This is a genomic window from Psychromonas saccharinae (genome assembly GCF_051201515.1).
Classification (GTDB): domain Bacteria; phylum Pseudomonadota; class Gammaproteobacteria; order Enterobacterales; family Psychromonadaceae; genus Psychromonas.
Genome location: NZ_CP195153.1, coordinates 4139731 through 4163223 on the forward strand (window position 1 = coordinate 4139731; position 23493 = coordinate 4163223).

Consider the following 23493-nt stretch of genomic DNA (forward strand, 5'->3'; position numbering starts at 1 on the left):
CTCGACAATAGCTAGTATTTATATCCGTGCTTGTTCTTTCTATGATTCTTTCTAGCAAGCCGTTTATAAGCATTACCCATACGATAAACAGAAACAAGTACCCAAATATGTGTAATAGACTTCTTATACAATAAAAATAAAACAACAAATGCAAGGAGTTGAATCCAATCTGGAACACTGTATGCAGTAGTAACAACACCAATCGAACTCAGCAGAAATGAGAAAATTGTAATAATAACCAGTGTTTCACGTGAGCTAAATCCGGCTCTCATAAATATATGATGTAGGTGATCACGATCAGCTTGGAAAGGAGAAAACCCTTTTTTCATTCTACGCATCATAATTGCAGCCATATCCATTAACGGCAAAGCAACAATCCACAATGCAGCAACAGGAGAGAAAGAAGATGTATCTGTTGTTAGACCCGAACTATGTTTTTGACTTCCAATAGCTAATAACCAAACTACAGTAAAACCAATAAACATACTTCCAGCATCACCCATAAATATTTTCTTATGGCTAAAAAAAAATAGTTGCAAATTATAAATCAAATAAGGGGCTAAAACTGCAACACACAACAAACTAAAAACAGCATAATCTGTATCACCAGAGGAAAAGAACAAAATAGCTAAAGTAGTAAACGTCGAAATACCAATCCCACCAATCAAACCATCTATACCATCTACCATATTATAAGCATTTATTGCACCTAAAACTGCAATCACAGTAAATGGATAAGAAAAATACCAAAGTGAAATATCACCAAAAGATAAAAGATCCCCTACACTAAAAATTGCATTTCCTGCAACAAACATCATAATAGACGCAATTATCACCTGAACAATAATACGCACCCTGACACTCAAATCAAAACGGTCATCCAAAGTACCGGTAAGAACCATTAGTAATGAAGCCAAAAGGTAAGTAGATAACTGTGCAACATGGTTAGGTGAAAAAATAAGAATAACTAAAGAAGAAGTTAATACCCCCGCATAAACCGAAATCCCACCAATAAGGGGAATATTCCCTTTATGTCTTTTGCGAATACACGGCTTATCAACTAAAGCTATTTTAATGGCAAAAGGCCTCAATAGAACAATTGCTAAAAATGAACTAAAAAATGCTATAAAAATAATAAATGCAATAAACATTCTAAAAAACCATATCCCTATCGAGAAATATTTGTGCTAATTCTACAATAAAACTAAACAGAACTTAATCCTGCCTCAATTTCCTTAAAGACAGTGAAAATAAATACAGAGCTCAAATTCAGCTAACAACTATTACAATCAGAAATTTCAATAATTACAAAAACATCATTTACAACTTGTTAAGATTCAATAAATCTCTGCATAAAAATTAGTTTAGGTAAATCACAAAAAAGAGCAGGATAACATTAATCAAAATATGTTAATATCTATTTATGAGAGTAACTGATTTTGAATAAGCAAAAAAATATCATAATTTCATTTATCAAATTAAGTTTTTGTTATAAATCTTTAAATGCAGTGGCAATTTTATCTTTACCTGATAATTGTAAGCTCCGCAGTTCTTCATTGGTTAATGGCCATTCAATCCCAATATCAGAATCATCCCATTTCAAACTACCTTCATCACTTGGATCATAAAAATCTGTGCATTTATATTCAAAATCAGCAAATTCTGATAACACCACAAAACCATGAGCAAAGCCCGGTGGAATCCAAAATTGACGTTTATTATCTTCTGATAAAATAACCCCTTCCCACTTACCGTAAGTAACAGAGTCTTTACGAACATCAACGGCGACATCAAACACTTTTCCCATAACAACTCTAACAAGCTTACCTTGAGGTTTCGTTTTTTGAAAATGTAGCCCACGTAAAACCCCTTTCGAAGAACGAGAATGATTGTCTTGCACAAAAGGCAAATCAATCCCCACTAACTCTTTATAACGGTTTATCTGAAATGTTTCTAAAAAGAAACCACGCTCATCGCCAAAAACTCTTGGTTCAATAATTTTAACATCGGGGATATTCGTATGAATTACGTTCATTTTTATACTCTTTTTATCTGTGATTAAACATACTGCTCAATATTTTTTAATGCTGACTGCCAATCACTCGCTTCAATATTAAACGTATTGCTAATTTTATCTGTTGCTAATTTTGAATTAACAGGCCGTTTTGCAGGTGTTGGATAATCAGCCGTTGTGATAGAAGTCAAAGCAGGCACTTTTTCAATGATTCCATGTAATTTCGCTTCATTAAAAATCGCTTGTGCAAACTCAAACCAACTCACATGCGGTAAACCTGAAAAATGATATACCCCATATTTAACCGCTTCATTATTTTCAATTTTAGTGGCAATCGCAATCAGTGCATTCGCGATATCACCCGCATAGGTAGGACCACCGAACTGATCGCCAACAATGCTTAATGCTTCACGCTCTTTACCCAAACGCAACATGGTTCGAATAAAATTGTTACCGACTTCACCAAACACCCAAGCCGTTCTTAAAATAATATATTTAGCACAAGCGTTAACCACTTCTAGCTCACCCGCTAACTTACTTCCGCCATAAACAGATTGCGGACCTGTTGCATCTGTTTCTTGATAAAGTCCCGCTTTATCTCCAGGAAAAACATAATCAGTTGAGATATGTAAAATCGTAGCATCTATTTTGTTAGCAGCTTCCGCTAAATATTTAGGACCGTTCTTATTGATAGCGTAAGAGAGTTCAATTTCGCTTTCCGCTCTATCCACCGCAGTATGCGCTGCTGCATTAATAATAACGATTGGTTCAAATTCGCTTACAACTTTGTGCACTGCAGATTCATCGGTAATATCGAGCCCATCAAGATCTAATGATAAAACATCAATATCGCTCTGTTTATTAAGCCGCTCAGTAAGGCAATAACCAACTTGTCCGTTACCGCCTGTAATTAATACTCGCATTATTTCCCTTCACCCTTAGTTTCTGTAATCAAACGAGTTAAATATTGCCCATATGCATTTTTCATCATAGGTGCTGCAACCGTTAATACATCACTGTCCGCTAGCCAACCCTGACGCCATGCAATCTCCTCAAGACAAGCAACTTTTAATCCCTGTACATTTTCAATGGTTTGAACAAATGAAGAAGCTTCATGCAAACTTTCATGAGTACCGGTATCAAGCCAAGCAAAACCACGCCCAAGTAACTCGACATTTAACGAATTATCATCAAGATACATTTGATTAATACTCGTAATTTCTAACTCACCACGAGCAGATGGTTTAACCTGCTTGGCAAACTCCACCACACGCTGATCGTAAAAATACAAGCCAGTTACTGCATAATTAGATTTGGGATGTGTTGGCTTCTCTTCAATTGACAATGCTTTCATATTTTCATCAAAATCAACCACACCAAACCGCTCGGGATCTTTTACCTGATAACCGAATACGGTTGCCCCTCTTGGTCTTTGTACTGCGTTCGTAAGGGTTTTAGTAAATGATTGCCCATAGAAAATATTATCGCCTAGTACTAAACAGCAACAATTACCATCAATAAACTTTTCACCAATAATAAAGGCTTGTGCTAAACCATCTGGACTTTCTTGTACTGCATACTCAACATTCACGCCATAATCACCACCATCACCTAATAAACGCTTAAAGCTATCATTATCTTCAGGCGTAGTGATGATCAAAATATCTTTAATACCCGCAAGCATTAATACTGATAATGGGTAATAAATCATCGGTTTATCATAAACAGGTAAAAGTTGTTTAGATACACCTCGAGTAATAGGATAAAGGCGAGTACCGGAACCTCCTGCAAGAATAATACCTTTGTAGGTTGGTAAAGAGTTAGAAGTAATGGATGATGAGGACGTTTTTCCGCATTCATTTTTAATATCTGTTTGTTTCATTTTAAATCCTGAATTTAAACTATTTGTGATATGGTTATGGAGAAGCAGTAATGAATAAACAGTTACTTCATCACTAATTACATATCACCCATCACTCATCCTTCTTTACTCATTACCAATTCGTTCAAGTTGATATGAACCATCAAGTACACGTTTCCACCAGTTTTCATTAGTCAAATACCATGCCACGGTTTTCCGAATACCTGTATCAAAACTCTCTTCAGGCTTCCAGCCTAATTCACGCTCAATTTTTGATGCATCAATAGCGTAACGCAAATCATGACCTGGTCGGTCAGTAACAAAGGTAATCAGTTCTTTATAATGGACCATGGATGAAGATGAAAATGCAGGATTATTCGCAATAGGCTTTAATTCATCAAGAATTGCACACAAGGTTTCAACTACCTCAATATTTTTCTTCTCATTATGCCCACCAATATTATAAGTTTCACCAACCTTACCTTCTGTTACGACCTTATAAAGCGCTCGTGCGTGATCTTCTACATATAACCAGTCGCGGATCTGACAACCATCACCATAAACAGGCAGTGGTTTTCCAGCAAGTGCATTTAAAATAATATGTGGGATCAACTTTTCAGGAAAATGATAAGGACCGTAGTTGTTTGAGCAATTCGTCACCAAAGTCGGCAATCCGTAAGTACGCTGCCATGCACGAACAAGGTGGTCGCTAGATGCCTTTGATGCAGAATAAGGAGAACTAGGCTGATAAGATGTTTCTTCAATAAATAGCTCTTCAGTTCCTTCTAAATCGCCATACACTTCATCGGTACTAATATGATGAAAACGGAACGCAGATTTTTTACCTGCGGATAATTTTGACCAATAATTACGCGAAGCTTCCAACAAAGTAAATGTGCCAATAATATTAGTTTGAATAAAAGCAGCAGGTCCATTAATAGAACGATCAACATGTGATTCTGCAGCCAAATGCATCACTGCATCGGGCTGATATTTTTCAAAAACGTCCGCCATTGCTTGAACATCACAAATATCTGCTTGGACAAAGTTATAACGCTTACTATCTGAAATTATAGCAAGCGACTCAAGATTACCGGCATAAGTCAAACAATCTACACTAACAACCGAATCGTTCGTATTCTCAATAATATGGCGCACAACTGCACTACCAATAAAACCAGCAGCGCCTGTAACTAAATATTTCATTTATTTTCCTATTAGCCCGTAGACTAGCTATTACAATTTTTAAGTTCTGTATTGATCACCTAAAGTAACTATATGCCTTTACCTTTATTGATTTTGGAGCAATTCGCAATAGAAACAGTAAGACGGTATGGACTAAGTTGCCTACTGATAATACTTTTAAATGTCTAAATGCATATATTCGAGACTTAAAATCATTAACTGCTTTTTTAAAGCCTCGACGAGAATGAAATTGATCATTTACCCTAAAATAAAGCAAAGGCTGATTTATATTTGCAAACTTTTTGCCCGCAGCTAATAGATCAATCCAAAGATAATAATCTTGAGTGTTCATAAGCTCTGATTTATATCGTAAGTTGGGAGAAGTAAAAACATCAGCTCTAAACATGACTGAAGGATGATTCAATGGGCACCTTTTTATTATATTAGCCAAAAGTTCATCATGAGTAGCACTCATCTTTTTATAAAACAATTCAACCCCCAGCTCAGATATTTCAATCATATCTGAGCCAACGACCGAAATTTCTGAATTTTTTAATAAAAAAAGCAGTTGCGTTTCTATACGCTCGGGGGAAGAAATATCATCAGCATCCATTCTAGCAATAAAATCATATTTATCTGCGATAATGACTTTATCGATAATACTATTAAGCCTTGTAGCCAATCCTTTACACTGAGAATTAAAATTTAGTGAGATATTATCTTTTTCTTTATAAGTACTAAGTAAATCTTTTAAAGATTTAGAAACAAGACCATCAACCTCTATAAAAATATGAATATTTTTATAGGTTTGATTAAGCAAACTATCTATCGCTAACTTAACGTAACGACATTTATCTAATTTATAAACAGACATTGCAATAGCAACATTATATTTTTGCATGATCTAACCTAAACCTAATACCCATTTCTCACTCCTTGAAAATAAAAACAAACTTAAAAAAATCAAAGCCAACCATCCTTGTAACTAAAAAATTAAATTATGTCTAAAGACATACAAAAACTTCATCGCGAAGCATAAGATCCTGTACGTTTTTTAATACCATCTACAATTCCTTCCCACATATACTTCCGACGAATACTGGCATCTTTTCTAATAAGACCAAAAATAATAAAACGAAAAAATATACTTACAATGCACCTTAGTTTCCAATAAAGAGGTACGTAATCACGCCGCACTAAAACTAATATATTTCTAAATTGATAATACATGCGAATAGGCGAATCTATTTTATATTGAACCCCAATAAAACGACCTCGAGCATCACCTAGTGTATGCTCCATGACAACCTCTTCAGCTATCGCCACCTGAAATCCATGTTTTCTGGCACGCCAACACCATTCATGATCGACCGCATCAATAAAAAGCGACTCTTCCATCAGACCAACAACATTAAGTACATTAGCATCAATTAATTGCCCTGAAGCAATAATTTGTGGGCAAATGGTAAGGGCAGAAGAGATAGTTTTTTCTGATTGAATAAGAGGTTTCGTTTCTTTCCTGGAAAAAACATCAAAAGAGCGAGGACCAATACATGCTAAGTTGATTTTATCGGCCTGAGCTTCTTGCATCGTTGACAACAAGCCAGAAACCAAATCAGATTGCAAAATAGAGTCTTGATCAAACAAAACGACATAATTAGCACCGGCAGCTAACGCTAATTTAATTCCTATGTTCTGAGCACTCGCAATACCTTTATTTTCACCTAACACATGCACTAACACTCGCTCCGAAGAGAGTAGTGAAATATCACAGGGGGAAGGTGTATTGTCAACAATATAGATGGTAGATATAGAAGCATCCTTTAAAAGCTCATTTATATTAACACTAACAACCTTTAAATCAGGAAAGTAAGTAACAATTACAACTTGGACATTCAACATATTTATAATCTACTTTATTTTCAATGAAATGCCTAACAGAGACAAAATTAAGGATCATACATTAAGAGGTGCCCCAAATTCTACCCAAGCACCGCTCTTTTCTTATTCCGTATCAAAGTTATTGTTATTCTTGCGTTTGAAATGATGTCTCAATAAATCCAGCAGTAATACCGTGGTGATCTAGAGACTCAATTTTAAGCTCATCACCAAGCACGGCATAGCTTTTTTATTCTGATTAAACAAGTAAGACATGATGTTTTCATCATGCACCGAGAAATTCAATGATAATAAAGCGTGTCAGAAAAGAGTAATTGAGAATGCAAAATTGAGTCCTCACCACCTCCTAATAGTGCGAAAAACATAACTAAAAGATAGAAAATATTCGCTTTTTGATCCACATTTATGTGTCCAAGACTTTGCCAGAAGCTTGCAGATAAAACAGCTATTCTCTTTTACTCGTTTTTGGATTAGAACTAACTAGTTCGTCTTGAATAAAGATACTTTGTTTAAGTAAAAAAAACGCACCTAATCGATATACAAAATAATAAGTTGAGATCAATAGAAAATAAAAATAACTTTCTGTTTGAATATATAATATCAAAGAAATAACAAACAAAATGAAATAGTATTTTATTCTAAATATATCAACATTCCCAATATCTATTTTCTCAAAATTATATTTTGGCGAATTTGTAAGTTCCAGAAGTTTAGAAAACGGATATAGAAAAAGAGTAATTATTACAAAATAAAACAATTCAGAGAAGGTGACAAATATAAAAACAGCTCCATAAAACCTGATATAACTTAGTGGCAATATCAACACAAAGTTCCATATACTCCTGATTTTATTATAGATTAAGTACAATACCTGCAAAATAAAAACCATCATAAACAATTTTAAAGTCAGAATAAAGTCAAATGACACTAAGTAAAATAAAGTGATTAAAAGTAAACTGATAACTCCTCTTAACAAAAGTATTTTATTCCAGTTTTTCTCGACTAACCGCATATTTTCATCAGAAAGTCTAAACGTAGGTTTTTTTTCCTTTTTTGTTGTTTTTATATCATTTTGGATATATCCATTCTCATATATATAATTAATAAGTGTAATACTAATCACCAAAAGTAATATATTTTTTAACTCATAAAGAGGAACGAAAAAATTAAACAAAATGAAACTAGGTATAAAATAAACAAAAACCCAAGAAAGCCTTACAATTTTTCCTTTTAATCTTGTTTTTAAAAAATAGTAAAAGGGAATTAATATCAATTTATACATTTTAGACCTTTATTATCCTTGATATTGGAAGTTTTTTACTTTACCAAAACCTGATTCATCAGCATTATTCTGAAAATTTGTGGAATAATAATTATAAGATAAAAACTCAATCGTTAAATCATTAACTTTTAAAAAAACTGGTTTTCTTGCCTTATAAATATTTGTTCCCGATCCCTAAATACTTAACATTTAGTTCATCCAATCTTTTCACCGTTTCGTTATAACCATTTATCCCCTGATCAAAAATAGGCGCCTCAAAATGACCAATAGTGTTTACATCTGTAAAATAAAATCAGCCTCTTGTTCAAAAGCCCATTTCATTCCAACTTTGCGTTTATCCAACACCTAAATTATCAGCAAAGTTGAAAATTTTACTGCGATCCGATAAAGAAAGTATAATTTCTAAGTCAGAATTATTACAAACAACCATAAAATTTGTTTGAGCTAATAAGTTAATGACAACTGCATATAATGCATTATATGTAACAAGGATGACATAGGTTTTCGTTTTATTTTCCACTTTTAAGCTCCAGTAAATCACCCATATCTAAATCAAATTGATTAGGAGTAAAACTTTCTAAACAATTACCAGGAAAGTTTGTTAACTCTCCAAAATAAATTGTATTATCAAGTATGTACAAATCGACTCGTACAAAATCAAGCTCTGATGAAAGTTCTTCAGCAATTTTAATCGCTCTATCAAGAAGAATCGGCGATTCTATATCATAGCCTTTATCAAAATGATATTTAACATCAAGTAACTCAAACTCTTTCGAGTAAAGATTGCGGCTATGTCCACTATATCTATCTAAGTCGACCTGAATAAAACGGACCTTACCATTTAAGCAAAAGAATTTATAATCTGGCGGCGCATCTCCATTAAAATCGATGAATTCTTCAACTACAAGAACTTTATCTAAGTCTTTGTATACCCACTCTTTACCCTTCTTATAATAATCCAATTTTAACCACGACTGAGTTATTTTAGATAACTCATGAAAATCATTTATTTCCTTATCGACTATCATCACCATTTTTGATCCATGGTTTGCCTTGATTACAAACTTATTTGGCAAAGCATCCCATTCAGCAATTCCTAGAGATTTCCCTGTCCATAAAAGAGGAATTAGCTCACATTCACTTGAGTGATTCGAAACATAATCACGAACCTTAATTCTGTCTGAAACTAACTTTCTAAGTTTTGACTGTATATGTTTAGGCCTTAATTTAAGATAAAGAATTTTGTCGGTTAGAGTTTTTGGGGTCAATAATCTTGGTATTTTCTTCTGCCTAAATACATAAACCAAAATTGAAAAAATATTATCGAAAAGCATTTTTGTCCTTAATAGAAATTTTAGTGTTGATTTTTTTACCTAAGTTAATATCTTGTACTGACGTTTTGGATAATATTCCCCCCGATAGTGGATAATATTATCCAAAATAAAACTATCTAGTTCAATTAGACCAGAATAGAAGTTCAAGATGTAATCATAAAGCTCAATGACAGGTCAAAAAGGAAGCTAAATTATAAAACACCAGCCAAATTAATGACTGGACACATTGTGGTTATAGCTACTTAGCGATGATGCACTTCAAAGTTGAATCTGCGAAATAATTAAAAAAATATAAGCTTTAATTTATACACTACAGCACCTTTATCATTTTATAGTTTTTCAATTTTTTTGATTCCCAAAAAGATACGTTTTTCTCTTTAGAAACAATATTTATTTCTTTTGACATAAGACATAATTCATAATCACTTTTATTATCCGTAATAATAAAATCAATCTTCTTCCCCTGAAAATATTGGTGTTTATTCCCTAATAAGTCTTCTAATATTTTCCCTACATAAATCTCATTATCACAATCTAAAGTTGTTGATAGATATTCAATATTCCCGAGTCTTTCAGCAATCGCTTTTGCTACAGGCTCAATCGTTGCGGAGACCAATAAAATATCTTCTTTTTGAAAACGAGCAAGTTGCTCATGAACTTCATCAATTTTTTTAAACTCTAAAAAAGCATCAACAAAATTTAAAGAATCTAATTTAATTTGCTCTACAGTTTTATTCTTTAAAGTGTAAATATGAAACACTCGAATAAAATCAAAGTGAAATAATTTTATTAGAATTTTATTTACAACTTTTAATGGAAGTGTTTTAGACAAACGTAATAAACTTTTTAGTATAAGACTATCGCAACGCCATTCACAAAAGTCCATAGTCGTATTTGAATTATACAATGTTCCACAAATATCAAAAATTTTATAGCTCGGCAATACTGTCAACTCCTTATTAATTTCAGTTTAATTGATGCTAATTAGACCGCTTTGAACTCTTTTTATTTTTCACTATCCGATTGATTGAACATAATGTCATAATGACAACCAAATGATTTGTATCAAAGATATAAGGATTTGAAATTGCATAACCTATATAGGACAAATATATTAATCCAGAATATTCAAAGTACATAAATCGTCTATATAAATAAAATAACGCCAGTATATACAAAATTAAAAGCACAAAACCTGTTTGATTCAAAAAATAAAGCGTTTGTACTTCAAAATAAATATCACCAGTATAATCACGTGATGGCGTGACAATCTTAAGGGTATGCCCCAATCCTTTACCTGTTAACGTTGTGAATACATTGTTACTCATATCCGTTAATAACACATCGGCTTGATCGAATCGAATCCCAATGGATGATTGGTCTCCCGCCGCAGATTTCCTTTCAATTACATTGACAGCATAATTCATCGCGACGGGTACAAATAAAACAAGAAGAAAAAGAAAGCAGATATTTTTAACTCCTTTAACTCTATTGAAGTAATTTGTTTTCATAATAAACCGACATACATAATAAAATGCACTGCCAATTAAAAACATAAAATTACCGGCAAAAATAGTCGCTATTAAAAGGAATATTTCAATTCGCTTGTATTTTTTTATTTTAGTTAAATCATATAAGTGATTCGATATCATGGCAAAAAAGGGAATAAGCGCATTTCCCTTTATCTGCACTCGAAAAAAACCATTGCCATAAGTATAAACATCTCCGAACCCATTTCCCTGAAACCATAATCGAATCGGAATATAGTCTGATGTTTCCCATGTCAAATACAAATATAACGATAGTGATATGACAACTAAACCTTGTATTACATATAAGTAGAGTACAATGTTGAGTGATTTCAAGCTATTAAAGGGGATAAAGTGCACACATAATAAGGAAATTAAAATAATATAAAATCTAATAACAAATATGGGCTCATTCCCCAGCACCAGTACACTATATAAAGCAAAACAAGTAAGAATTAAAAATAAAACACCAATAAATTTATCTTCATTTTTAAACCAATGAATAAACCCAATAATAGACAATATTAATACGCAAATATTGGATATTGGAGTCAACATACTTAAAGGAAAATTTCTTGTTAAGATGAAAGCAATAGTGACAAAGAGAAAAGAATAAATCATAGTAATTTTCTTACACTTCGCATTTTAGCTTTCTCCCAAAGTACAACATATCACTTTATTTATCTTATTGGCTGCTTGGCCATTTGAAAATTTTTCTGCACTGATATACGCACTCATTCCGATACTCTTTAGTAATATTCTATTTCCCTCAATAACAGAAATTATTTTGGAAAACTCTTTGACATTACCCACGTCAAATAGAAAACCACTTTTACCATCCACAATTAACTCTGGATTTGCTCCAGAATCACTTGCAACCACAGTCATTTTTGAATGCATAGCTTCAATAGTAACGCGGCCAAAGGCTTCTGATTTAGAAGCAACAACAGCTATATCGTGTTTTTTTCTTATACTAAGAACATCAGAAGAATATCCTAGAAATTCAATTCGGTCTTCACAATTAATACGTTTAATATATTCTTTAAGGTAAGTAACATAATTTGTCTTCTCATCACCAACAATACTTAACTTAACATTAAGGTTAATAGATTTCATATATGCAATACAGTCAACAATAAATTCATGTCCCTTTTCATTACTAATTGTTCCTACCATTAATAGAGAAAGTATCTTCTCAGTATTAAAAAATTTTTCGTTGGTTGAGTCTTTATTGGCGACATCATTATATATCATATCAATCTTATTTTGTGGTACATTAAAATTTATTAGTTTATCTTTTAAAGCATTTGAAATGACGACTACTTTATTGGTTGACGAACTAACAAATTTATAAAAATTAGCTTCTCCGAATAGATGAGACATATTTTGATCTTCAACTCCAAATTCTCTAATATGCCAAACATGCTTGGCCACCATTAACTTAGATAAAAATGCACCAATATAAACATCAGAAGTATTTGTATATATCAAATCGAATTTATAACCTTTCAATACCAGCTTAATTGCCTGAGTTAAATTTAAAACAACACCTGCTATTGACTTCAATTTTTCTACTAATATATTTTTTCCTGTCGCCTTATGACGAACCCCATAAATAAGTGCTTCAATAAACTTAATACCATGAGAGTCCAACACTTTGTCAAGACCACGTTTTGTGTTTGGAATAAAAGCAATTATTTCATACTTCCCCATTCTTTTTAATGCAATAACTACCTCAAGCATCGATGCAGTAGCTCCACTGAGAGGGTTCGAATCATGGAATACAAATAATACTTTTTTCACTTAACACCCTCTTGCATTTCGGTTTCTGATATATTAATTCTTTTATTTGAAAGTATCTAAACTAATAATATTTCATAAGTTTTTGGTTTAGTGTTTCATTATTAAATTCTTCTCGACACTTAAGCCTTGCATTTACTTGTAGGTTTTCAAGATCATGAACTGAAAGCGCATTTATTTTTATTAGTGAATTTGCAATCTGATTCACTTGAGACTCATCAACTAAAAAACCAGATACATTATTTTCAATTAGTTCAGGTATACCTGAATGATATGTAGATAAGGTTATTAACCCTTTTGCCATAGCCTCCATTAAAGCGACTGGAATTCCTTCCATATCACCATCCTGTGCTGTGACACTTGGTAATAAGAAAACATCTGACTCATTTAGTTTATCTTTAACTACGTCTTGAGGCTGCCTACCTAACAGATGAATATAATTACTCGCTTGTGAAGATACAATTAACTGTTCAGCCGCATTAAAAAGCTCTCCATCACCAATAATAGTAAAATCGATTGCAATCTTTTGAGATGCTAAAACAACTGCTTTAATAGCGTCAAGAATTGCTTTTTTTTCAGTTAACCGCCCAACTTGTATTACTTTTAAAGGGCTGGACAATGGAGATTGGGTCACCTTGAGTTTAAAGTCATTCAAATCAATCCCCATTCTATGCACTTTAATTTTTGATGGTTTACAGCCCCACTCAATTAATTTACATCTCCATAATTCACTTATCGGAAGCATTAAATCACCATATACAAACAATTTTTTATAGGCGTCGATATTTTCATTAACAGTTTTACGGCGGCTCATCTCTTGTCCATGAAAAATCGTCGAGACAGGCCCTGAAATAAGCCCTAGTTCTCTAAGCTTACAAACGTAATAACCGTTATTCCCAAAGTGACAAATAATATTTGTATAGTTGACCGCTTGACCATCATTGTGACTAAGCGCATAAATTAAATTTATCTTTTTGGCTCTAGCCAAACACGGGTCAAATAATACATTAATTAGTTGGGAGTACTTCCCTCTCAAAACCAATTTAAGGGCATTGCTAACTGTTAATAGTACCTGCTCTACTTTATTTTTTTTAGATGGTAAGCCAATACGTTTCACTCGTTCAAGCAATCCATACTTTTCGACGCTTTGGTGCATAACGCCAGAGTTCATTAATTCATCAGTGATAATATCGACTTTGACACCTAACTTTATCAGACCAACTATTTGATTAATAACAAACGTCTCAGAAAGTACTGGAAAGGTATTTGAAAAAACAGCGATACGCATTATTGTCCCCTACAATGAACTTTTGTTAGATTTTAAAAAAAAATATGGCGTTGGTAGTGCAATTGTATTTCCTTGAAAGTGATAACTTAATAAGTAATACCCTACAGTCGACAACATGGACACCAGCGCAATATTTAACCAATTAATGATATCAAATGGTAAACTTGACACTAATAACACACTAATCGAAACAGAGAATAACGATAAGAAAAAAAAGATTAAAATAGGAGTGATGTACCATCTATAGTCAAAATTAATAATCCTCTTGTAAAAAACAACAAACACCATATTCATTAATAACATTTGCAATATTGCAAGTCCCCAAGCGAGAGTGTAAGCACCATAAGGAGCTGAGACGACACACAGTAAGCTATATAGCGCTAATACCGAAACATTCCAATAAAAATCAATTTTCGTTTTCCCTAATCCTTGTGCAAGCGGACCAACTAGCGCTCCACCAATTGAACGAAGAGCCCAAAATAAAGCAAGAGGCACAATAAATAATGAAACCTCAAGTTTTCCTTTACCATACATAATGGTCACTAGATCAACATTTAAAAAACAAACTAAGGTGTATGGTAAAATCAATAAAACGACTACATACGCATGTGCTTTTTTAACCAAAAGTCTCATTTTTTCCATATCTGATTGAGAAGAGGCCAGCAAAGGTAAACAAACTTTTTTTACTATAGGTAAAATAAAAGATGCCGGTTTTTGTATTAGTTGCTTAGCTAAGTTATATGCACCTAATTGTGTGTTATCAATATAAAAACCTAACAATAAGGTATCTAGATTTCCCCTGAATTGATTAATTAATTGAGAACCAATTTGATAAACACCATATTTCCATGCACTTTTCGCTTCTTCTATAGAAAATAGAAATTGAGGTCTCCATACTTTTTCAGCGTTTCCCCAGATTAAGATACACTTCATTACATTAGCTGAGACACCTCCTAAAATAATAGCAGCAGCGCCCATTCCCATATAAGCAGTACACACCGCAATGACAGTGCCCAATACCTTTGAGATCATATCGAATTTAGCAAGTTCATTTAATTTAAATTCACAGATATAACGAGCTTGCATTTGAGAAGACAATGAAATTGGAATGAAAGCAACTGCAGACAGAGGAAGTAGATGTGAGATAGCTTCTTGTTTGTATATATCCGCAATAAATGGAGCTAATAAGGACAACAATAAGAAAAGTAAAATACCGGATAAAAAACAAATCCAAAAAACAGTTGAATTTAATACCGATGAGATTGTTTGTCTATAAACAAGATAATTAGCCATTCCAAGATCAGAAAGAACTTGAGATATATTAATAACCACCATAACAATCGCAACTAAACCAAAGTCTGACAGTTCTAATATTCTAGCTAATACAGCAACTTGAAGAAGTGATAAACCAAATATGATGACACTTGATATGGTTTGCCATTTCAAAATATTTTTAATCATAAGAGCTCAAATATAAACTTTTTACTGAAAAATTTTAATAATCCAGTTTCAAATAATGTAGATACAAAATTTAATATTTATTTTATCTCTACAGAAGACAACATATCTTCTACCATTTTATGAGCTCTCTCTCTCTCTGATTGAACATGTTCAGAAATCAATGGTAACATCTCATCACTTTCCAATAATGTAGCAATCGAAGTATCTAAACTGCCATCAAACAAACTCGTAATCGCTTTAGAATAATCAGGAAGAGCTAATTGCTGCATGATCCCTTCCGATTTATGCTCATAATTAAGTGCAATTGCTGGAGTATTAAAATTCATTGAAATAATCGCACTATGTAAGCGAGTGCCAATGGTTAATTTACAATAAGAGAGTAATGTACCTAGCTCAACATCATTCAGTTCATCCATGACCACATGACAAGACTCTTTGGCTAATACATTATTAATAACATTCAAGGCCACCATACGATCATCTTTATGGTAACTATCTATACCAGTACAAGTTGAACAAAATAACACCTGGTATCCTAACTTAACAATATTATCAACAACATTAGCGAAGGCTTTTTCATAATCCTTCTGCGTAACACCAAGACGCTTATCAAATGGAGCTAGTTCACGTAACGTAATAGCCACTGTGGGATTTGAATTTACATATTGAAAAAGTGCTAATGGTATATCAACTGGTGTCGGATTAACTAACCAAGCGGTATCTGCGCCTTTATACACATTTTTAATTGGCATATTAGCTTCTTGCATCAATGATAAGCTGACAGATTCACGCAAAGAGATCATATTTGCCTTAGCGAAAACTGTTTTGGCAATAAGGTTAAAACTGCGCTTTTGGAATGGGCCTACAGAATGCCCCAATAAATAAAGGGGTTTACCTGCTAAAAGAGTACACAATGCATGCTCAAACTGAGCTTCACCATAAAGGTCAACAAAAAATGATCCACCAACCTGAATAACAGCATCGTATTCTTTTAATCTTTCTAATTGCTGCTCAATATGCTCAGGAAGCTTCCCTTTCCACTTTCCCTGTACGGCTAAATGCAACAGGTGTGGAATTAGTTTAGGGCTGAAACGTTTCCAAATGCTGTCTAATCGACTTTTACGCTGCTTATGATAACGTTCTAGTAAATCTGTTTGTAACGTTTCCCCTAATAAAAATGAAGAGCTAACGGGATAACGTGTTATGGCATCTATCTGTAAATTAGGTGCTGAAGATCTTAAATCAGACAGTAAACCTCGCAATATTGCCGCATCGCCACGATTACCGCATGTATGATTACCAACTAATAAAACTTTCATAACTTCCCTGTACATTGAAAAAACTTAATGAATTAGACATATACCCCAACCACTTCAAGATTCACTTTTGTTCCGCGAGTGGTTAATAAATATATAAGGTAAATAAGCACCACTCTTATTCAGTTTTCTCTTTTGTTTGATTTCCCACTTGTTCACTGCTTAATTCAGTACTTAATGGGAAGCTATATAAATCAAGAATTTTACTGCCAAACTCGTCCACTTCATCGACTGACTGAACGGTTTTACTTGTAATTAACATAATTAATTCCGTACGAGAACGCGAAGATGAATCATATTTAAAAAGGTTACCAATTAATGGAATATCACCTAACCAAGGAATTTTGTTACCACCATCCGTATTTCGATCTTGAATCAATCCACCTAATGCAACAGTCTGACCATTCCCAGTAAAAATATTCGTCGAGATCGAGCGGCTTGTAATTGTAGGAGAGTCAATACTTGAACTCGATGTAGTTGATGATGTACTACTACTCATCGTAACGCTAAGATTGATCAATCCTTTTGCATTAATAGTCGGTGTAATTGACACTTGGATCCCCGTACTAACATATTGAACTGAATTAGTTACTGTATCGCTATCACTCGTACTAGTCGACGTGATAGTCGGGATATCATCACCTGAACTTATCGTTGCACTTTCTCCATCTTTAACAATTAAAAATGGTTTTGATAATACTTTTAAAGCAGATTGTGTTGATAAGTAACTAAGCGTTGCACCCCAGTTACCATTAATTATCGATGAGGACAATGTGCCCGTTGAGTTCGTCATATTCACCGATAAAAATGAGTCTAGAGTATCACTCTGTCCAGTCGAGGAATAGGACCAGTCAACACCAGAAGTTAACTGATCACTTAAGGTTACTTCTGCTATTACAATATCTAAAATAACTTGGCCAGGTAATTGATCCAACTTATCTAAGAGTTGTTTTATTTTTCTATACTTATCTGCCGTTGTATTGAAAATCAATGCATTTTGTACTTCATCGACAGACATTATTGAAGAGGCGGAAGAAGACGACGCGGTTTTATCGTTAGCACCACTACTGCCACCAGATGAAACAGGAGATGTTTCAGTTTGACTTAAAATAGAACCAATAAGCGGACTTAAAGATGCTTGTATATCAATCGCTTTGTTAAATTGCGGACGGAAAATAAAAAATTGAGACTCGTTACCAGCAACTGCGATATCTAGCTTTTTACTCCAAAACTCAGCTCGACTAGCAGCTTCATCACTCACCGCATAAACAACAAGGGCACCCAAACGAGGTATTGAAACAAATGCGACATCCTGATCTCGACCTACTTTATACCCATCATTATTTAGAAGCTCTGTTACTTTCTGGACTAAAGTATCAGGAGCAACATAAGCTAAGCTTATCAAACGAATCGACTTTCCTGCAGAGTTTGGTACATCCAGCATACGTAATACACGCATTACATCTAATACTTCATCCCGACTACCTTTTGCCGTAATTAATTTTTGACTGCCATCTATCGAAACTTTTATACCCGTCAGTTCTTTAATAATATTAGAAAGGCTACGACTATCAGTGTAAACATAAGGAATTATTTGTACAATTTGGCCAGCAGTCTCTGGCACGTCAATATTATTACGTCCAATACCTACTTGTGAATTTGAATAATCTTTACCTTTTTGTTTTTTTTGTATAAAGAAAATATTGTCTTTACGAACAATCGCAATATCATTATCACTTAAAAGCTGACCAGTCGTTGAGTACAACGTAGATTTATCCATCGGATCCTTTAGATTAAGGGAAATCTCAGTTGTATTTGATTGTAATTCCGATGCAATAACATAATTTAAATTAAGCAGATCACCAAAGACATAATGAATAAATTCAACAATTGTCATTGAATCCACACTAATAGATACTTTTTCATCATCGAATGCCGGTGGCTGTTGAACTTCATAAGTGATACTTTCTATCCCAGAAAGAGCATTCAGCTTTGTCGTTGTTTGCTGTTTTGGCAAAAGATCATTATTTTTATTTGACTCTCTAGCTGCCTTTTCATTACCAATTTTTTCTCGCTGTTCAGCTGGAACTTGAATAAGAGATTTTTCAAGAATTAATTCACTTGGCATATTATTAACAGAGCTAGTAGTATCCTCAGGCTCTTCTATAGTTGCACATGAAGTAAGTATTAATGAGCAAGCAATTACAGAAAACAAAGATGTGTTTGAAATATTATTGTTTTTCATCATTTATTTCTTTTTCAGTTAAGTTAAGTTCTTTTGGATGGAAAAGCTTGATAATAAATTCTTTCCCTTTGTTTTCAACAACAATATGCTGTTCACTAATCGATTTTATAAGCAAATCATTAACTATATCACCTTCTTTCACTAATACCCGTTTTGTTTCTTTAGGCGACGAGACTTCAATCAGTGTCGCTATTGTACTTGCAACAGTAGACTGAGCAACAATTTTGACTTGATAATTTCCAGGGAGAGTCAATAATTCCGCGTTTTCATCTTTATCAATATAACTATCCAGATTAAAATCAAATAATTTAAGAACAACAAGATCTAATTTCTCTTTCCCATCTGTATGCGTATCGTTAATATTGACGGATTCGTTTATAGAAACTTTTTCATTAGCACCATAACCATCCATAAAAAATAGTTTTATTAATAATAATATAAGGGCACATAAAACCCCGACTCCAATAGCAACGAATAGCTTTTTTCCTATTTTTATCATTCTATTTCAACGCCTTTACGAATAAACCAATATCCAACATAAAGTTGAGCAGTTAATTTTTCGTTTTTAATTCCTTTTTTAGTTCCACGTTTCAACACTAATTTATCAATGAAAACATAGGGTGACTTTAACTCAAGTTGTATAATGGCTTTCATCACATCACTAGGATTACCAGAAATAAAAAAGCTCCCTGTAACATATCCAATTTGCTCAGTTACAAGTGATTCAAACTCAGATTTTTGGTTATATACTTTAATGTTTTTATTTTTAATTGACTCTATTAAATTAAACCAAAGAGTATTGGAATCATCTCCAATATTTAAAGAAGCAATGTTTTCAACAAATTTATCTAATTTGGCTTCGTGCTCAATTAACTTTGACTTTAAAAGTGCTTTATTATTAATTGCTATATCTTGCTTAGCTGAAAAAGATTGTAATTGCTCTATCTTTTGCTGTTGCGAATCTAACCAACCACGCCATGGCAAATAAATAAATTTAATCGAAATAAGCAATGCGAGTAATGATAAAATTAACTTCTTTTGTTTCACAACAATATCCCATTAACATCGTAAGATAATTTAATATAGAAGCGCTCTTGGCCTTCCTTGTCGGGGCTAGGTGATCTTACGAACTCAACATCATTGAAACCAGGCGTTTTTGATAAGGTAGAAAGTAAATTTACAGCACTGTCTGTTAATCCTTGCAATTGAATATCTACCGGAGATATGTCAATAGTCGTAATTTCAAAATTTTGTTTTTCAGATAATTCAGACAACTTTATCAAAATAGGACTTTTTTCTGGATGTTCCTTAAGTGTTTTATTGATCTTAATAATATCATTTTTAATTTCCTTAAGTTTATTTGTTGCTTGAATTGACTCTAATGCATAGCTATTTTGCGTTGCTACTTTCGATGAGAGATAATCATTTTGCCAAACAGAGTACGCAGACACACCAGTAACAACAGTAAATATGAAACTCAAAGTAAAAACTAAAAAATATGGCCCAATATGCCCCCAACGAGATTTCAGTTCACTGAGATAAATAAGAACTTGTGAGTAACAATCTAAAAACTTTAAAACATGAAAATGCTTTAGTATCGAAGCATATTGAGCTTCTTTAATTTCTATCGCATTATCTAATTGCTGCGTTATAAAAAACTCGACCCCTTTAGATTCACTAACCGATAGAGAAGCAATATTGCTATCACTAATTTGTAATAAAAGGCTGTTTTTTAAAAAAGAGTGGTGATTATCTGTATCTGTATCTGTATCTGTATCAATAGAATCATATAAAACAGGCTCTAAAGTTACGTTTGAGTTATAGGTTCCTTCTTTATTAAATAGTTGGCGATATAAAGGAAGTGTTTCTGGAATTAAACGAAATAAATTATAATGTTTAGCTTTTGCTAATACATCATGAGAAAAGCAACAATACAAAACAATCGATGAATTTTTTGATATGTGAATGATATAAGCAGACGTTTTGCCCGGAAGTGGAGATATTTCTGCAATTTCCGATTTAATTATCTTGTATATTTCAATAAGATTTGAGGTTGGATAAGATTTAACTAATTCCCAATAATTATCACGTAAAATAGTACAATTAGACATTGACCAAGGTAAAGCCTTAATTAAACTATTTAAAATATTCTTTTTTGTACTCGGCGCTCGAACAGATAACTGATAAAGTCCTTTACCCCCCAAAAATAAACCTTGCTCTTTCACAATAATTCCTTACTTACCAACAACATCATTAATATTCGAACATATCAATTATTTTTCATTCCAATAACTAATTACAAATGGTCTCTCTTCACCTAACCTACGTAGAATATGTATTTCCTTTGTTGCTTTAGCTCGTTTATAACGACTTTCTATACGAATAATCAAATTACCAGAGGGGTAAGAATCGATTAGCGTTGTTCTTCCTAGCGAACGACTATTTTCACGCCTAGCAATTATATTTTGTATTTCGAATTCACTACTCATAACGGCTAACAGTTCATCAGGCGCATAATTAATTGAGGAGGTTCCAGCCCCAAATTGAATAATATGCTTATCGGTTGCTAAGGTTTCTAGCAATTCAGGGGAAACTTTACTAAATAATCCAATATCTTTTGTGGTCTGTATCGGCTGATTTAACGGATAACCAAAAACGCTATATTCGTTAGATTCTGCACCATTTAAGCGACGAAATCCATCGTTATCTTGCCAGTCCTCTAATACATCTAAAAAATAATAAATCTGATCTTGAGGCCAATTCAAAGATTCAAGATAACGCTTAATTAGTGAAGTATCTATAGGCATTAGAGGTATTAATCCTCCCATATCTTGAATTTTAACCTGCGAAGATCTGAATGTAAAAGGCGCATTATATAAATTAATATTCTCTGGTAATCCCATGCTGTCAGAGAAAGTTGTATCCGTAAGCAAAACATTATTACCAAGTATAATATATGGTGATGTTTGCATATTAAAGATCAATGTATTTAAATCCGATAACGCATTTCGTTCAGCTTGCATATATTCTTTTGCAATAGTAATACGTTCAACATGGTGCTTCGTTTTAGCAATCAATAATGCTGAGACAACACCTAAGATTGTTGCGATAAATAATACGATTATTAGGGCTGCGCCACGTGAAGATCTATTCATCGCTAGTATTGTTCATTAAAATTTGCGCCGGATCTGCATCACTAATATGGAACCATAACTGACTAGGGCGGTATGGTTTTTCGCCTTGTTCATAAGTAATAAGTACCTTTATGTATTGTGGTAGTACTCCTCGATTACTACCTAACCAAGGTGTTATCCAATTTTGGGCCTTATCTAAGATCCCTGTTCCCACCGTACCATACAAAGCATCAATAGAAGGCCACCCAAAGTATGAAAATACAGCAGATTTTATATTTTTTGCTATTATCATCGGCTCATCACAGCTTGCATCACTAACCACGGTAGGAAAAGAAGAATTATTTGGAAATTCACAATAGACTAAATCCAGTTGATTTTTTTCATTCCGCTTTTCTTCTATTGAGATCCTAGTCGGCTGAGCTGGAAAATTAATGCTTCCAATTGTAATTGCAACAAAACCGTCTTTACTTCCTCTAAAAAACAACTTAGCACCACTTAAACTCACACCGGATTCGGGAATATAATAATATTGGATGGTTTTAATAGACGAACGAATTTTAATCATATCCATCGCTTCTTTCATAACAAGCTCACTATTAACCGTTCGAGAACCTAATGACATATAGAATTTAAAGGCTGAAGAGGCAATCAACAATACAACGGAAAACACCGTCGATGCAATTAACACTTCAAGTAATGTAAATGCTTGTTGTTTAGCTTTTCGGTTCGACGACCAATTGGGTAATTTCAAATGTTTTTCCTGGATAATTTTGCACATGATATTCGACATCATATAGGGCTACATAGTTAGAGTACGAATATCCACTGTCGATGCTCCCAGACAACTCTGGATCCCAAGTTTCTACGACTTGCTTTCTTTTATTAAGTTGAGCTTCCCAAATAAGAGAATACTCACCCAATTTATAATCTCCACTGTAATTACCTTGTTCTAACTCATAAAATAAATAATCAAAAAAAGATTGTTGATTTAATAAGAGAGCATAGTCAACTTGGTTTAATCGCTGATAATGATTTAATACCCGATGGACTCCTGCCGTTGTTCCAATGGCAACAAATAAAATAACTGAGGCAATTAACACCTCAATCAATGTCATTCCTGACTGTTTAGTTTTGTAATATTGCAT

Annotated in this window: 22 protein-coding genes; all 22 read right to left on the reverse strand. The window is 33.3% G+C overall.

Translation table 11 applies throughout. The annotated features are described in order from the left end of the window. Positions 1-11: 11 nt before the first annotated feature. The 22 genes from wecA to ACR30L_RS18610 all read right to left on the reverse strand — a co-directional run bounded on the left by wecA (position 12) and on the right by ACR30L_RS18610 (position 23493). The gene (gene wecA, locus ACR30L_RS18505) at positions 12-1151 is read right to left on the reverse strand and encodes a UDP-N-acetylglucosamine--undecaprenyl-phosphate N-acetylglucosaminephosphotransferase (protein WP_435235702.1); all 1140 of its coding nucleotides are present in this window, start codon (positions 1149-1151) and stop codon (positions 12-14) included. Positions 1152-1489: 338 nt separating this feature from the next. Then, positions 1490-2035 carry a dTDP-4-dehydrorhamnose 3,5-epimerase gene (gene rfbC / locus ACR30L_RS18510; RefSeq protein WP_435235703.1) on the reverse strand — a complete coding sequence of 182 codons (546 nt, stop codon included), beginning with the start codon at positions 2033-2035 and terminating at the stop codon, positions 1490-1492. A gap of 23 nt (positions 2036-2058) precedes the next feature. After that, complete coding sequence (rfbD, locus tag ACR30L_RS18515) at positions 2059-2937, reverse strand: dTDP-4-dehydrorhamnose reductase (protein ID WP_435235704.1); 879 nt, start codon at positions 2935-2937, stop codon at positions 2059-2061. Next, positions 2937-3896: a glucose-1-phosphate thymidylyltransferase RfbA gene (rfbA, locus tag ACR30L_RS18520; protein WP_435235705.1), complete on the reverse strand. Its 960-nt coding sequence runs from the start codon at positions 3894-3896 to the stop codon at positions 2937-2939. The genes rfbD and rfbA overlap by 1 nt, the downstream gene beginning before the upstream one ends. 105 nt (positions 3897-4001) lie before the next feature. Further along, positions 4002-5081 carry a dTDP-glucose 4,6-dehydratase gene (rfbB, locus tag ACR30L_RS18525; RefSeq protein ID WP_435235706.1) on the reverse strand — a complete coding sequence of 360 codons (1080 nt, stop codon included), beginning with the start codon at positions 5079-5081 and terminating at the stop codon, positions 4002-4004. Positions 5082-5136: 55 nt separating this feature from the next. Then, entirely contained in the window at positions 5137-5961 is an 825-nt protein-coding gene (locus tag ACR30L_RS18530) for a glycosyltransferase (RefSeq protein WP_435235707.1), read from the reverse strand. A 122-nt stretch (positions 5962-6083) separates the two neighbouring features. Then, positions 6084-6962 (reverse strand): glycosyltransferase family 2 protein, encoded by an 879-nt coding sequence (locus ACR30L_RS18535; protein ID WP_435235708.1) that lies wholly within the window; start codon positions 6960-6962, stop codon positions 6084-6086. A gap of 1613 nt (positions 6963-8575) precedes the next feature. Beyond that, entirely contained in the window at positions 8576-8761 is a 186-nt protein-coding gene (locus tag ACR30L_RS18540) for a hypothetical protein (RefSeq protein ID WP_435235709.1), read from the reverse strand. After that, the gene (locus ACR30L_RS18545) at positions 8751-9575 is read right to left on the reverse strand and encodes an ATP-grasp fold amidoligase family protein (protein ID WP_435235710.1); all 825 of its coding nucleotides are present in this window, start codon (positions 9573-9575) and stop codon (positions 8751-8753) included. Before ACR30L_RS18545 ends, ACR30L_RS18540 begins: the two co-directional genes overlap by 11 nt. 310 nt (positions 9576-9885) lie before the next feature. Then, positions 9886-10518 (reverse strand): HAD family hydrolase, encoded by a 633-nt coding sequence (locus tag ACR30L_RS18550; protein ID WP_435235711.1) that lies wholly within the window; start codon positions 10516-10518, stop codon positions 9886-9888. Between the two features lie 37 nt (positions 10519-10555). Next, positions 10556-11725, reverse strand: coding sequence for a hypothetical protein (locus ACR30L_RS18555; protein WP_435235712.1), 1170 nt, complete (start codon positions 11723-11725; stop codon positions 10556-10558). A gap of 24 nt (positions 11726-11749) precedes the next feature. Beyond that, complete coding sequence (locus ACR30L_RS18560; RefSeq protein ID WP_435235713.1) at positions 11750-12907, reverse strand: glycosyltransferase family 4 protein; 1158 nt, start codon at positions 12905-12907, stop codon at positions 11750-11752. Between the two features lie 61 nt (positions 12908-12968). Continuing rightward, the gene (locus ACR30L_RS18565; protein ID WP_435235714.1) at positions 12969-14192 is read right to left on the reverse strand and encodes a glycosyltransferase; all 1224 of its coding nucleotides are present in this window, start codon (positions 14190-14192) and stop codon (positions 12969-12971) included. 9 nt (positions 14193-14201) lie between these two features. Beyond that, on the reverse strand, positions 14202-15653 hold the full coding sequence (locus tag ACR30L_RS18570) for an oligosaccharide flippase family protein (protein ID WP_435235715.1): 1452 nt from the start codon (positions 15651-15653) through the stop codon (positions 14202-14204). Positions 15654-15730: 77 nt separating this feature from the next. Continuing rightward, positions 15731-16972, reverse strand: coding sequence for a colanic acid biosynthesis pyruvyl transferase WcaK (wcaK, locus tag ACR30L_RS18575; RefSeq protein WP_435235716.1), 1242 nt, complete (start codon positions 16970-16972; stop codon positions 15731-15733). A 115-nt stretch (positions 16973-17087) separates the two neighbouring features. After that, a complete protein-coding gene (locus ACR30L_RS18580) occupies positions 17088-19217 on the reverse strand; it encodes a hypothetical protein (RefSeq protein ID WP_435235717.1) in 2130 nt (709 codons plus the stop codon). Then, positions 19201-19713, reverse strand: coding sequence for a hypothetical protein (locus ACR30L_RS18585; protein WP_435235718.1), 513 nt, complete (start codon positions 19711-19713; stop codon positions 19201-19203). The genes ACR30L_RS18580 and ACR30L_RS18585 overlap by 17 nt, the downstream gene beginning before the upstream one ends. After that, complete coding sequence (locus ACR30L_RS18590; RefSeq protein ID WP_435235719.1) at positions 19710-20261, reverse strand: hypothetical protein; 552 nt, start codon at positions 20259-20261, stop codon at positions 19710-19712. Before ACR30L_RS18590 ends, ACR30L_RS18585 begins: the two co-directional genes overlap by 4 nt. Further along, positions 20258-21439, reverse strand: coding sequence for a hypothetical protein (locus tag ACR30L_RS18595; RefSeq protein ID WP_435235720.1), 1182 nt, complete (start codon positions 21437-21439; stop codon positions 20258-20260). The genes ACR30L_RS18590 and ACR30L_RS18595 overlap by 4 nt, the downstream gene beginning before the upstream one ends. A 48-nt stretch (positions 21440-21487) precedes the next feature. Then, positions 21488-22369, reverse strand: a complete 882-nt coding sequence (locus ACR30L_RS18600; RefSeq protein ID WP_435235721.1) for a hypothetical protein — start codon at positions 22367-22369, stop codon at positions 21488-21490. Beyond that, entirely contained in the window at positions 22362-23099 is a 738-nt protein-coding gene (locus tag ACR30L_RS18605) for a PulJ/GspJ family protein (RefSeq protein ID WP_435235722.1), read from the reverse strand. Before ACR30L_RS18605 ends, ACR30L_RS18600 begins: the two co-directional genes overlap by 8 nt. Next, positions 23062-23493, reverse strand: a complete 432-nt coding sequence (locus ACR30L_RS18610; protein WP_435235723.1) for a type IV pilus modification PilV family protein — start codon at positions 23491-23493, stop codon at positions 23062-23064. The genes ACR30L_RS18605 and ACR30L_RS18610 overlap by 38 nt, the downstream gene beginning before the upstream one ends.

Bases quoted from the DNA above. Each gene is read 5' to 3' on its own strand.
- ACR30L_RS18545 (WP_435235710.1), bottom strand. From the start codon at position 9,575: ATGCTTTTCGATAATATTTTTTCAATTTTGGTTTATGTATTTAGGCAG.
- ACR30L_RS18610 (WP_435235723.1), bottom strand. From the start codon at position 23,493: ATGCAATATTACAAAACTAAACAGTCAGGAATGACATTGATTGAGGTG.
- wecA (WP_435235702.1), bottom strand. From the start codon at position 1,151: ATGTTTATTGCATTTATTATTTTTATAGCATTTTTTAGTTCATTTTTA.
- wcaK (WP_435235716.1), bottom strand. From the start codon at position 16,972: ATGAAAGTTTTATTAGTTGGTAATCATACATGCGGTAATCGTGGCGAT.
- rfbC (WP_435235703.1), bottom strand. From the start codon at position 2,035: ATGAACGTAATTCATACGAATATCCCCGATGTTAAAATTATTGAACCA.
- ACR30L_RS18535 (WP_435235708.1), bottom strand. From the start codon at position 6,962: ATGTTGAATGTCCAAGTTGTAATTGTTACTTACTTTCCTGATTTAAAG.
- ACR30L_RS18580 (WP_435235717.1), bottom strand. From the start codon at position 19,217: ATGATGAAAAACAATAATATTTCAAACACATCTTTGTTTTCTGTAATT.
- rfbA (WP_435235705.1), bottom strand. From the start codon at position 3,896: ATGAAACAAACAGATATTAAAAATGAATGCGGAAAAACGTCCTCATCA.
- ACR30L_RS18555 (WP_435235712.1), bottom strand. From the start codon at position 11,725: ATGATTTATTCTTTTCTCTTTGTCACTATTGCTTTCATCTTAACAAGA.
- ACR30L_RS18530 (WP_435235707.1), bottom strand. From the start codon at position 5,961: ATGCAAAAATATAATGTTGCTATTGCAATGTCTGTTTATAAATTAGAT.
- ACR30L_RS18565 (WP_435235714.1), bottom strand. From the start codon at position 14,192: ATGCGTATCGCTGTTTTTTCAAATACCTTTCCAGTACTTTCTGAGACG.
- ACR30L_RS18585 (WP_435235718.1), bottom strand. From the start codon at position 19,713: ATGATAAAAATAGGAAAAAAGCTATTCGTTGCTATTGGAGTCGGGGTT.
- rfbD (WP_435235704.1), bottom strand. From the start codon at position 2,937: ATGCGAGTATTAATTACAGGCGGTAACGGACAAGTTGGTTATTGCCTT.
- rfbB (WP_435235706.1), bottom strand. From the start codon at position 5,081: ATGAAATATTTAGTTACAGGCGCTGCTGGTTTTATTGGTAGTGCAGTT.
- ACR30L_RS18600 (WP_435235721.1), bottom strand. From the start codon at position 22,369: ATGAATAGATCTTCACGTGGCGCAGCCCTAATAATCGTATTATTTATC.
- ACR30L_RS18570 (WP_435235715.1), bottom strand. From the start codon at position 15,653: ATGATTAAAAATATTTTGAAATGGCAAACCATATCAAGTGTCATCATA.